At 69.5% G+C, this 12,134-nt stretch carries 10 protein-coding genes; all 10 read left to right on the top strand.

The window, feature by feature from the left end:
* The first annotated feature begins 49 nt into the window (after positions 1-49).
* The 10 genes from AC08OJ_RS03080 to AC08OJ_RS03035 all read left to right on the top strand — a co-directional run bounded on the left by AC08OJ_RS03080 (position 50) and on the right by AC08OJ_RS03035 (position 12,031).
* Entirely contained in the window at positions 50-961 is a 912-nt protein-coding gene (locus AC08OJ_RS03080; protein ID WP_462186410.1) for a phosphoribosylaminoimidazolesuccinocarboxamide synthase, read from the top strand.
* Between the two features lie 98 nt (positions 962-1,059).
* Entirely contained in the window at positions 1,060-1,461 is a 402-nt protein-coding gene (locus AC08OJ_RS03075) for a hypothetical protein (protein ID WP_476592065.1), read from the top strand.
* Between the two features lie 199 nt (positions 1,462-1,660).
* Complete coding sequence (panC, locus tag AC08OJ_RS03070; protein WP_476592064.1) at positions 1,661-2,797, top strand: pantoate--beta-alanine ligase; 1,137 nt, start codon at positions 1,661-1,663, stop codon at positions 2,795-2,797.
* A gap of 2 nt (positions 2,798-2,799) precedes the next feature.
* Positions 2,800-3,282: an aspartate 1-decarboxylase gene (gene panD / locus AC08OJ_RS03065; protein WP_476595017.1), complete on the top strand. Its 483-nt coding sequence runs from the start codon at positions 2,800-2,802 to the stop codon at positions 3,280-3,282.
* Complete coding sequence (locus tag AC08OJ_RS03060; protein ID WP_476592062.1) at positions 3,279-4,979, top strand: L-aspartate oxidase; 1,701 nt, start codon at positions 3,279-3,281, stop codon at positions 4,977-4,979. The genes panD and AC08OJ_RS03060 overlap by 4 nt, the downstream gene beginning before the upstream one ends.
* On the top strand, positions 4,976-5,995 hold the full coding sequence (gene nadC, locus AC08OJ_RS03055; RefSeq protein ID WP_476595016.1) for a carboxylating nicotinate-nucleotide diphosphorylase: 1,020 nt from the start codon (positions 4,976-4,978) through the stop codon (positions 5,993-5,995). The genes AC08OJ_RS03060 and nadC overlap by 4 nt, the downstream gene beginning before the upstream one ends.
* On the top strand, positions 5,995-6,747 hold the full coding sequence (locus AC08OJ_RS03050) for a type III pantothenate kinase (protein WP_476592060.1): 753 nt from the start codon (positions 5,995-5,997) through the stop codon (positions 6,745-6,747). Before nadC ends, AC08OJ_RS03050 begins: the two co-directional genes overlap by 1 nt.
* 172 nt (positions 6,748-6,919) lie before the next feature.
* Positions 6,920-7,837, top strand: a complete 918-nt coding sequence (locus tag AC08OJ_RS03045) for an SGNH/GDSL hydrolase family protein (RefSeq protein ID WP_476595015.1) — start codon at positions 6,920-6,922, stop codon at positions 7,835-7,837.
* A 230-nt stretch (positions 7,838-8,067) separates the two neighbouring features.
* Positions 8,068-9,027 carry a (2Fe-2S)-binding protein gene (locus AC08OJ_RS03040; protein ID WP_476592058.1) on the top strand — a complete coding sequence of 320 codons (960 nt, stop codon included), beginning with the start codon at positions 8,068-8,070 and terminating at the stop codon, positions 9,025-9,027.
* A gap of 499 nt (positions 9,028-9,526) precedes the next feature.
* A complete protein-coding gene (locus AC08OJ_RS03035; protein ID WP_462202849.1) occupies positions 9,527-12,031 on the top strand; it encodes an ATP-dependent Clp protease ATP-binding subunit in 2,505 nt (834 codons plus the stop codon).
* Positions 12,032-12,134: the final 103 nt, after the last annotated feature.

Below are 12,134 nucleotides of genomic sequence, written 5' to 3'. Positions count from 1 at the left end.
GGGACCCCGCCCCGCAGGTGCTGTTGTTCTCCCTGGGTACGGTCGGTGTATGCCGCTGACACATGAGGAGTTCGCCGGGCTCACCCACCTGGGTTCGGGCAAGGTCCGGGAGCTGTTCGCGGTCGGGGACGACGCCGTGCTGCTGGTCGCCAGCGACCGCATCTCGGCGTTCGACGTGGTCCTACCGACCGAAATTCCCGACAAGGGAGCCGTTCTCACCGGGCTTTCGCTGTGGTGGTTCGACCAGCTCGCCGACCTGGTCCCGTCCCACGTCGTCAGTTCGAACGCCGATGAGTACCCGGCCGAGCTCGCTCCGTATAGGGAGCAGCTGCGCGGCCGGTCGATGCTGTGCCGACGCCTGAACATGGTGCAGATCGAGTGCGTCGCCCGTGGTTATCTGACCGGCAGCGGGCTGAAGGACTACCAGCGCACCGGCGCGGTCAGCGGGCATCCCCTGCCCACCGGGCTGGTGGACGGCAGCAAGCTGCCGGCACCGATCTACACGCCGTCCACGAAGGCGCCGATCGGTGAGCACGACGAGAACATCAGTCGGGCCGACGCGGCCGGCCGGATCGGCACCGAGCTCGCCGCCGAGCTCGAGCGGCTGACCCTGCAGATCTTCGGCCGGGCCAGTGTCCTCGCAGCCGAGCGCGGCATCCTGCTCGCTGACACCAAGTTCGAGTTCGGTCATGACACCCAGGGCACGCTGCGGCTCGCCGACGAGGTCCTGACCCCGGACTCGTCCCGGTTCTGGCCGGAGGACACCTGGCGGCCCGGAGCCTCCCAGCCGTCCTTCGACAAGCAGTACATCCGCGATTATCTGACGAGTACCGGCTGGGACAGGACCGCGCCGGGGCCGGAGCTGCCCGCGGACGTCGTCGAGGCGACCCAGGCCCGTTACGTGGAGGCCTACGAGCGACTGACCGGCATCTCCTTCAAGGACTACCTGTCCACCGCCTGACCGCGCTCACACCGCGAACAGTACGAGAAGTTATCTTCTGGATACTATATAGGTTCTCTCCTAGAAGGAGATCGAGATATTGAGAGAGGTGGGCTGCCATGGCCACGAAGACGGACACTCCGCCACGGGCACGGCCACAGCCGCACCGGGAGGACACGGACACCTCTGCCCCTGAGCGGGACCAGCAGCAGCCGGCCCCGCCCACGGGCCCCGAGCGGTCGCCGGGCACACACACCTTCACGGTCCGGCTACCGCTGCTCACGTCGCGGTTCGAGGTTGGGCGAGGTACGAGCACGCAGTGGCCGTCGCTGGGCAAGGGCGCCTACTACCTGGGGCTCGGCGGGCTCGCCGCGGCCTCGATCATCGAATGGCCGGTCGCGGCGGCGATCGCCGCCGGCACCTACGTCGCGCAGCACACCCGTCCAGGAGCCCCCACGCCCTCTTCCCCCCAGGAGGCCGAGGCCCCTGAGCGGGCCGAGCCCGCGCACACCGGGGCCTGAACTCCGGTGGGCTCGCCGCCCCAGCGGGATATCATATAACGTCACAAAGCAACAAATTGCACCTTCCGGAGTGAGCAGAGGGCTTCGTTCGGGCGATCGCCCGAACGAAGCCCAGCTCACAGAGGAGGGCAGCAATCATTGCAGCCGAGTTACAGTTGCCAACGACGTCCGGTATCCCATCCGAGGACTGGAGCGGATCATGACTGCTGTTTTCTCCACCACGCCTGACCGCCCATCGACGGGATCCCGCGATCAGGCGGCCACCGCCACGGCCCCCTCCGCTAGGAGCATTGCCCCCTCCGTCCGGCCCAGCACGCTCCCCGGCTCGGGCAGTCCCGTCCTGGCCAGAGACCGGGCCGAGCTGCGCGCCGCGCTCGACCGGCAGGCCACCATCGCCCGGCAGAGTGAGGCCGGTCTGCCTGCGCCGGACGACGCGCCCGCGCGGGCGGCAGCCGGGCACGCGCGCCCGACCAGGGCCGTCGTCATGACAATGGGAGCGCTGCACGAAGGCCACGCCTCGCTGCTGCGCGCCGCCCGGGCCCAGGCGGACCAGGTGGTTGCCACGATCTACGTTAATCCGCTGCAATTCGGCGCGGGTGAGGATCTCGACCGGTACCCGCGCACCCTGGCCGCCGATCTCGACATGTGCGCGCGGGAGGGGGTCGACCTCGTCTTCGCCCCCCAGGTGATCCACGACTCGCCGCCGCTCGTCCGGTTGCAGGCCGGGCCGCTCGGTGAGCTACTCGAAGGCGCAACCCGTCCGGGCCATTTCGATGGGATGCTGACCCTGGTGGGGACCATGCTCCACCTGGTCCGTCCGGACCTGGCGTTCTTCGGGCGCAAGGACGCCCAGCAGCTGGTCTGCATCCGCCGGATGGTCGCGGACCTCGCCTTCGACGTCACCGTGATCGATGTGGAGACCGTGCGCGAGCCCGACGGCCTCGCGCTGTCGAGCCGGAACGTCTATCTGACCCCCGAGCAGCGGCGCAGCGCGCTCGCCCTGTCCCGGGCGCTCGCCGCCGGGGCCCGGGCCCAGGCGGGCGGGCAGGACGCCGTGCTCGCGACCGCGCGGGAGGTTCTGGCCGCCGCGGACGGGGTGGACGTGGACTACCTCGCCCTGGCCAGCCCCGACGATCTGCGTCCGGTCCGGAGCGGTCCCGCCCTGCTGCTCGTCGCTGCCCGGGTGGGCACCACCCGCCTGATCGACAACATCGACCTCGTCCTGCCTCCGGAATCCCCGGCGCCGGCCCCCACTGGGTCTCCGGCATCCGCCGGGTCTCCCGCCCTCACCCCCCGACCGGACCGTCCCGCCGACCGCGATCACCCGGGAGCCTGACCGTGTTGCGCACCATGCTCACCGCCAAGATCCACCGTGCCACAGTCACCCAGGCCGATCTGCACTATGTGGGCTCCGTGACGATCGACGCGGACCTGCTGGCCGCCGCCGACCTGCTGCCCGGCGAGCAGGTCACGATCGTCGACATCAACAACGGCGCCCGGCTGGAGACGTACGCCATCGCGGGACCGGCGGGAAGCGGGATCATCGGTATCAACGGTGCCGCGGCGCGCCTGGTCCAGCCGGGCGATCTGGTGATCATCATTGCGTACGGGCTCATGGACGACGCCGAGGCGCGCCGGCACGTCCCGAAGGTGCTGTTCGTCGACGCGGCAAACCGGATCATCGGGCACGGCGACGACCCGGCCGAACCGCTCCCCGGCGACCCGTCGAGCCTGCGTGGCGACATCCCGGTCGACATCCCGGTCGACATCCCGGTACCTGCGGCCGCGGCGGCGGTCCGATCGGCCGTGGCTACGCAGTGACCGTGCTACCTTGCCGGCTCGACGCGCCCCGCCCGGGATGGCTGCGCGCCGCGGACGTCGTCGTCATCGGTTCGGGCATCGCCGGGCTCACGACGGTCCTGCACCTGCGCCGGGCGCTGCCCGCCGCCCGGGTGCTGCTGGTGACCAAGGCACGCCTCGACGCCGGGTCGACCCGGTGGGCGCAGGGTGGGATCGCCGCCGCGCTCGCCGCGGAGGACTCGCCCGAAGATCATCTCTCCGACACCCTGGTCGCCGGCGTCGGGCTGTGCGACGAGGACGCAGCCCGAGTACTGGTCCGCGATGGACCGGCGCGGGTACGTGAGCTCGCCGAGCTCGGCGCCCGGTTCGATCGGACCACCGACGGCTCGTTCGCCCTCACCCGGGAGGGCGGCCATCTACGCAACCGCATCATCCATGCGGGTGGGGACGCCACCGGCCTGGAGGTGGAACGCGCCCTGATCACCGCCGTCCGGGCGGATGAGAGCGTCGAGGTCATCGAACACGCACTGGTCCTCGACCTGCTGCTCGACTCCGACGGTCGGGCCGCCGGCGCCACCCTGCACGTGCTGGGGGAGGGCAGCCGGGACGGCGTCGGCGCGGTGACGGCGGGCGCGGTGGTCCTGGCGACCGGCGGGATAGGGCAGATCTTCGCGTCGACGACCAATCCCGGCGTCTCCACCGGGGACGGGGTGGCGCTGGCTCTGCGCGCGGGCGCCGTCGTCGCGGACCTGGAGTTCGTCCAGTTCCACCCGACCGCCCTGTGGCTGCCCCCGTCCAGGCCGGGCGCCGTCGCCGACCTGCTCGGGGGCCAGCAGCCGCTGGTCAGCGAGGCCATGCGGGGGGAGGGTGCCGTTCTCGTCGACGCGGCCGGCGAGCGGGTGATGGCGGGCGTCCACCGGCTGGCCGACCTCGCGCCGCGCGACGTCGTCGCCAAGCAGATGTCGCGGGTCATGGCGGCCCAGGGGGTCGATCACCTGTTCCTGGACGCCCGGAGGCTGGGCGCGGCGACCATCGAGCGGCGGTTCCCCTCGATCACCGCGCGCTGCCGGTCCGCCGGCATCGATCCGGTCGCCAGACCGATCCCCGTCGCGCCGGCCGCCCACTACGCCAGCGGCGGAGTGCGCACGGACCTGTGGGGCCGCACGAGCGTGGCCGGCCTGTACGCCTGCGGGGAGGTGGCCTGCACAGGGGTGCACGGCGCCAACCGGCTCGCGTCGAACAGCCTGCTGGAGGGGCTGGTCTTCGCCGCACGCATCGCGGAGCACCTAGCCGGCACCGCGCCCGGCGGCCAGCGCGGCGCCGCCATCCCCGCCGCGCCGGTGGTCGGTCGCGGCAGTGGTCTGACCGACCCCGCCGAACGCGCGGAGCTCGCGCGCGCGATGACCGACGGTGTCGGGGTGCTGCGCAGCGCGGACAGCCTGCGGGCGACGGCGAAGGTACTGGCCGGTCTCGGGGACCTGCGGGTCAGCGGGGCGACGGTCACGGCCGGGCCGCCGGCCTGGGAGATGACCAACCTGCGCACGGTTGCGACGGCCCTCGCCGCCGCCGCCGCCATCCGGACGGAGACCCGCGGGTCCCATTGGCGGGAGGACTTCGGTGAGCGGGACGACGAACACTGGCTCGGCCGGATCCTCACCCGGCTCGATCCAGAAGGGGAACTGATCGTGGACGTCGAGCCCATGCGCGGCTCGCGGTGAGCGGTTCCGGTTCCGCCGGCGTGCCCGGCGGACGGCTCTCGCCCGCCACCCGCAGTGCCCTCGCCTCGGCCGGCCTCGACCCGGACGGGGTGGTGGCCCTGGTCGGCCGCGCGCTCGTGGAGGACCTCCCGGTCTGGGAGGAGAACGAGGTGACCGGCCAGATCGGCGCGGTCGACGCGACCTCCGAGGCGACGGTCGACCCCGCCCTCGTCGGGCACGGCGCCATCGTCTCGCGGGCCGCGGGCGTCGTCGCCGGCCTGCCGGTCGCCGCCGCCGTCTTCGAAAGCCTGCTCGGGCCGGCCGCGACCGTCACCCTGACCGCTCGCGACGGCGACCCTGTCCCGCCGGGCACCACGGTGGCCTACGTCAACGGGCCGGTCCGCGGCCTGCTCACCGCCGAACGCACCGCGCTGAACCTGCTGTGCCACCTGTCCGGGATCGCCACCCTGACGCGGGCCTGGGTCGACTCGGTCACCGGCACCGGTGCGGTGATCCGCGACACCCGCAAGACGCTACCCGGCCTGCGCGCGCTGGAGAAGTACGCGGTGCGCTGCGGGGGCGGGGTGAACCACCGCATGTCGCTGACGGACGCAGCCCTGATCAAGGACAACCACGTAGTCGCGGCGGGTGGCGTGGCGGCGGCGTTCGCCGCGGTGCAGGCCCGGTTCCCCGGGCTGCCCGTCGAGGTCGAATGCGACACCGTCGACCAGGTCGCGGAGGCCGTCGATGCCGGATGTGATCTCATCCTCTGCGACAATATGTCGCTGGCGGACCTGCGGACCGCGGTCCAGCTCGCCCGTCCGGCCGGGGTGCGGCTCGAGGCGAGCGGCGACCTGACCCTGCGAACGGCGGCGGCGGTGGCAGCCGTCGGCGTCGACTATCTCGCCGTCGGCGCCCTGACCCATTCGGCGCCCGCTCTCGACCTCGGCCTCGATCTCGCCCTGGATCCCGATCATCGCCCGGGATCGGCCACCGCGGGCCCACCGATCGAGGGTCTGATCGTGGAGGAATCCTGATGCTGCTCGCCATCGACGTCGGTAACACCAACACCGTCGTCGGCGTGTTCGAGGGTGAACACCTCGCCGACTCCTGGCGGGTGCGCACCGACCCGCAGGCGACCGCGGACGAACTGGTGCTACTCTACCGCGGCCTGCTCGGCGAGTACAAGGTCACCGGTGTCTCGATCTGCTCGACCGTTCCCGCCGCGCTTCGAGCCCTGCGCCGGATGGTGGTCCGGGCCTTTCACGACATTCCGGTCGTCATCGTCGAACCGGGGACGCGGACCGGGGTTCCCATCCTCATCGACAATCCGAAGGAAGCCGGCGCGGACCGCATCATGAACACGCTCGCCGCGCACCACCTCTACGGCGGGCCGGCGATCGTCGTCGACTTCGGCACCTCGACGAACCTGGACATCGTCTCGGCACGCGGCGAGTTCATCGGCGGAATCTTTGCACCGGGCATCGAGATCGCGCTGGACGCACTCGCGTCCCGGGCGGCCCAGCTCCGTAAGGTGGAACTGGTCGCGCCACGTTCCGTCATCGGCAAGAGCACGGTCGAGGCACTCCAGTCCGGCATGATCTACGGCGTCGCCGGTCAGGTGGACGGCCTGGTACGCCGCATCCGGGCCGAGCTCGGGACGGATGCGGTGACGATCGCCACCGGGGGTCTCGCGTCCGTGGTCATCAAGGAAAGTGAGACCCTTGACCGCCACGAGCCCCATCTGACACTCATCGGCCTGCGTCTCGTCTTCGAGAAGAATATCTGATCCGATCCCGACCGGGCTCGTTCGGGCTGCATTACGGCGACCAGGATAATTACGACGATCGCGCATCTCCGGGGCTTCGACCGGTCCAGCGGATTAGGCAACCGACTCTGCCGAGCGACAGCCGCCGGGTTCGACGGACCGTCCTCCCGCGACTCGGTTACGATTCCGTGCCATGCGGGACCGAAACTCGGGAACACAGTCCGGCGTATCGTCACATCCCGGCAGCGGATACTTCACTCATCCCTTTCTTGTCACCGCGATGGCAGCATTCCTGTTCGCCGCGGTTCCGATTACGTACGGTTGGGGTGATCCGGCTTCGGCCGGTCCGCAGCCCCGTACCCTGGCCGTGCTGGGCGACTCCTACTCCTCGGGGGAGGGCAATCCTCCCTTCGACTCGCTGGCCCCCCAGTGCCGGCGGAGCAGCCAGGCCTGGCCACGACTGCTGGGCGGTATGGGATCGGGGGTCACCGTCTCGCTGTTCGCCGCGTGTTCCGGAGCCACCACCGGCGCCCTACACGAGTCGTTCAAGGGCGAGAAACCCCAGCTGGCCCAGCTACGTGCACTGGGCCGGGCCCCAGACGTCGTCACCATCACCATCGGCGGCAACGATGCCGGATTCGGCAAAGTCATCTTCAGTTGTTATGCGTGGAGATGCTTCTGGGATGGCAACGACCGCCGCGAGCGCGATCTTGTCACCAAGGAACTTCCGGGTGTCCTGAGCGCCAACTACGCGGCGGTGAAGGCCGCCGCCCCGCATTCGCGGATCATCGTGGTCGGCTATCCCTACATATTTCCGGGCAACCAGCTCAACAACATCTGTACCTGGCTGACCAACAGGGAACGTCGACAGCTGACGAGGCTGAACAGACAGCTCGACCAGGTCATCAGAAAAGCCGCGTCGGATGCGGGAGTGGAGTTCGTCTCGACGGGTCGAGCGCTACGCGGTCACGAAATCTGCACACCGGACCCGTGGGTGGCTCCGGTCAATCTGTTCGGACCGACACGTGATCTGAGCGCGCACCCCACCATGCACGGGCAGCAGGCCATCGCCGAGGCCGTCCAGCGCCATCTCGCCACGGACAGCTGGTGACGCGGGCCGACCAGCCCGGCAACCGCGCGATGTCGACCCACCCATGATGCCGGCCACGATGACTCGTGGGCATAGCACTGATGGCGGCTCCAGTTGACGCCAGACATGAAGTTAGCCTTACTTAAAGCCATGCTCATGCTAACGCCACTCTGCGAGAGATCCTGCACCCTGGCACAGCTACGCCCGGCCCAGCCGCGGCACACCTCCCGGTCCCGGCAGTGAAGCGGTCGGTGAACGAACGCCGCACCGGCTCGGCGGCGTCCCCGGCGGCGCCTTCCAGGGAAGTAGTCCCCGAGGGGACGGCGCCGGAACTCTCCGGGGGTACCGTCCAGTGCGCCGAACCACCGTTCGAGGCAAGCCTGCGGGACCTCGCCGAGGTGCTGGAGCCGCGCGGTGTGCAGTTCGGGATGCCGGACGGCCCGGGCTGGGCCGACTGTGCCTTCCTGACCGGACCAGCAGGCGTGGCCGAGGCGCTGGCCCGGGTGGGCGCTGCACACGGCGCCAGCCCGGAGGTCGCCGCGAGCTACCTGGCGAACTGGTACTCGGCGAACGTCGCCGCCCCGGCCATCGCCTGTTTCGTCCTCCTGCACCGGGTGCCGGCCCTGACCCCGGCAACGATGTCCCTACGCGCCCTCGACGGCGGCTGGTTCGACCAGACCGCGTTCCACCGGCCGGCCATGACCGTCCTGGCGGATGACCCGATCGCGGGGGGCGTCACCGCCGGAGACGGGGTGAATGCCCGGATCGGCGTGGTCGGGGACGTGGTCGGGGACGTCGCCGCGTTGCGTAGTCGCCTGGTCGAGGAGGTGCTCGCGCATCTCCAACCGTTCGTCGAGGAGCTGCGGGGACGGGTCCGGCTCGGCCTTCCGGCGCTGTGGGGGGCGGTGGCCGCGCAGTGCGCCCGCGCCTTCCTGCTGACCGAGCGCGCGACCGGCGATCCCCACCTCGGCCGAGTGGAGGCCGACGCCTTCTTCTCCCGGGCTACTCCCACCATGCGGGCCCGGCCCCGTTGGCACGAGTTCGTCCACCACGGCCGGCGGTACACCGGCATACGCCGTGGGTCGTGCTGCCTGGCCTACCGCCTTGGTGACGACTACTGCACCTCGTGTCCCTTTACCGGTGACCAGGATCGCGAGGAACGGCTGCGCGCCTGGGTCGACACGCAGGGCAACGGAGGACTTGCGGTCTGAGAATCACCCGAAGCACAGCCCGAGTATGCGCACGTAAAGTAGTTACTCACAAGATGCAAGCAAGATCTGTCGCTGAAACTCCCCAGGGCGGCGACAATGAGTAACATTGACAACGCAAAACGATATACATGTGAGTTGAATCACAACAAGATGCACCTCCTCATCCACTACCGTCGGTAGCATCGGTGAGGAGGCTCACCGAGGTGGGACGCACCGCTTGACGCGTCCCACCGCACCGTACGCCCGACCGGAGACGTCGCGAAGCGGGCGGCGTCGTTCTGCTCTTGGCGGAACGACGTGACGGAGTCATGGCTGGTCGGCTGCGGTTGCCTTAGACGTCTCCGCTGGTCGGACCGGTACTTGCGCCGGTCCGCCGCCCACGACGATGTGGACGGTGCCGGCGGGTAGATTTCTGTTCGATGCGTGAGGACATGCCTCGGCGGAGCTAGCATGCGGATACCGGCTGTCGTGTGGTCGGTCGCAGCTCGAAGGAGCGCACATGTTCGAGAGATTCACCGACCGGGCACGTCGGGTCGTCGTCCTGGCCCAAGAAGAGGCCAGGATGCTCAACCACAACTACATCGGGACCGAGCACATCCTGCTCGGCCTGATCCACGAGGGCGAGGGCGTCGCCGCCAAGGCCCTCGAGTCCCTCGGCATCTCCCTTGAGGGTGTGCGGTCACAGGTCGAAGAGATCATCGGCCAGGGGCAGCAGGCACCGAGCGGGCACATCCCGTTCACGCCGCGCGCGAAGAAGGTCCTGGAGCTGTCGCTTCGGGAGGCACTGCAGCTCGGTCACAACTACATCGGCACCGAGCACATCCTGTTGGGCCTGATCCGCGAGGGCGAGGGCGTCGCCGCTCAGGTGCTCGTCAAGCTGGGTGCGGACCTCAACCGGGTGCGCCAGCAGGTCATCCAGCTGCTGTCCGGTTACCAGGGCAAGGGCGAGACCGCCACGTCCGGCGCGCCCGCCGAGGGGACCCCGTCCACCTCCCTGGTGCTGGACCAGTTCGGCCGCAACCTCACCGCGGCGGCGCGCGAGTCCAAGCTCGACCCGGTCATCGGGCGCGAGAAGGAGATCGAGCGCGTCATGCAGGTGCTGTCGCGCCGGACCAAGAACAACCCGGTCCTGATCGGTGAACCCGGCGTCGGCAAGACCGCCGTGGTCGAGGGACTGGCGCAGGCGATCATCAAGGGCGAGGTGCCCGAGACCCTGAAGGACAAGCAGCTCTATACCCTCGACCTCGGCGCTCTGGTCGCCGGTTCCCGCTACCGCGGTGACTTCGAGGAGCGGCTGAAGAAGGTCCTCAAGGAGATCCGGACCCGCGGCGACATCATCCTGTTCATCGACGAGCTGCACACACTGGTCGGCGCGGGCGCGGCCGAGGGTGCCATCGACGCGGCGTCGATCCTCAAGCCCATGCTCGCCCGCGGTGAGCTGCAGACCATCGGCGCGACTACGCTCGACGAGTACCGCAAGCACTTGGAGAAGGACGCCGCTCTCGAGCGGCGGTTCCAGCCGATCCAGGTCGCGGAGCCGTCAGTGGCGCACACGATCGAGATCCTCAAGGGGCTGCGGGACCGGTACGAGGCGCATCACCGGGTATCGATCACCGATGCCGCGCTGGTGGCGGCCGCCTCCCTGGCCGACCGTTACATCTCCGACCGGTTCCTGCCCGACAAAGCGATCGACCTGATCGACGAGGCGGGTTCGCGGATGCGCATCCGTCGGATGACCGCTCCGCCGGACCTACGCGAGTTCGACGAGCGCATCGCCACCGTCCGCCGGGACAAGGAGTCCGCGATCGACGCGCAGGACTTCGAGAAGGCCGCGTCCTTGCGGGACAAGGAGAAGACCCTCCTCTCCGAGAAGGCGAAGCGGGAGAAGGAGTGGAAGGCCGGCGACATGGACGTCGTCGCCGAGGTGGGCGACGAGGAGATCGCCGAGGTGCTCGCCATCTGGACGGGCATCCCGGTCTTCAAGCTCACCGAGGAGGAGACCGCGCGCCTGCTGCGCATGGAGGACGAGCTACACAAGCGCGTCATCGGCCAGCAGCAGGCCATCAAGGCCGTCTCCCAGGCGATCCGGCGCACCCGTGCCGGGCTGAAGGACCCCAAGCGCCCCGGCGGTTCGTTCATCTTCGCCGGCCCGTCCGGTGTCGGTAAGACGGAGCTGTCCAAGACGCTCGCCGAGTTCCTCTTCGGTGACGAGGACGCGCTCATCCAGCTCGACATGTCCGAGTACATGGAGAAGCACACCGTCTCGCGGCTGGTGGGTTCCCCGCCCGGCTACGTCGGCTACGAGGAGGGCGGCCAACTCACCGAGCGGGTGCGGCGCAAGCCGTTCTCGGTGGTCCTGTTCGACGAGGTCGAGAAGGCGCACCCCGACGTCTTCAACACCCTCCTGCAGATCCTGGAGGACGGTCGGCTGACCGACTCCCAGGGCCGGCTGGTCGACTTCAAGAACACCGTTCTGATCATGACGTCGAACCTGGGCACCCGGGACATCTCCAAGGGCCCCGGCATCGGGTTCGCCACCGGTCAGGGCGCCGTCGACTACGAGCGGATGAAGGCGAAGGTTCAGGACGAGCTCAAGCAGCACTTCCGGCCCGAGTTCCTCAACCGGATCGACGACATCATCGTCTTCCACCAGCTGTCCGAGGCCGAGATCATCCAGATCGTCGATCTGATGCTGGCCCGGGTGGACGCCCAGCTCAAGAACAAGGACATGGCTCTCGAGCTGACGTCGGCCGCCAAGGCCCTGCTGGCGAAGAAGGGGTACGACCCGGTGCTGGGCGCCCGGCCACTGCGCCGGACGATCCAACGGGAGATCGAGGACGTGCTGTCCGAGAAGATCCTGTACGGCACGCTCAAGCCGGGCGAGATCGTCGTCGGGGACGTCGAAGGCGATGGTGACGAGGCGAAGTTCGTCTTCCGTGGCGAGGTGAAGCCGAACCAGGTGCCCGATGCCCCGCCGGTCGATCTGGCCAAGTCCAGCGAGTAGGCACTCGGGAAGTTCCGGCTGCCTCCCGGGAGGCGGCCGGTCCGGTGACCTCGCAATGGCCGGACGCGATAGCCGGGCGTGATGGCCAGACGGCGATGGCCGG

This window comes from Frankia sp. CgKIO3 (genome assembly GCF_977946435.1).
The sequence above is the reverse complement of the archived record's forward strand: the minus strand, read 5'-3'. Positions and strand labels throughout refer to the sequence as shown.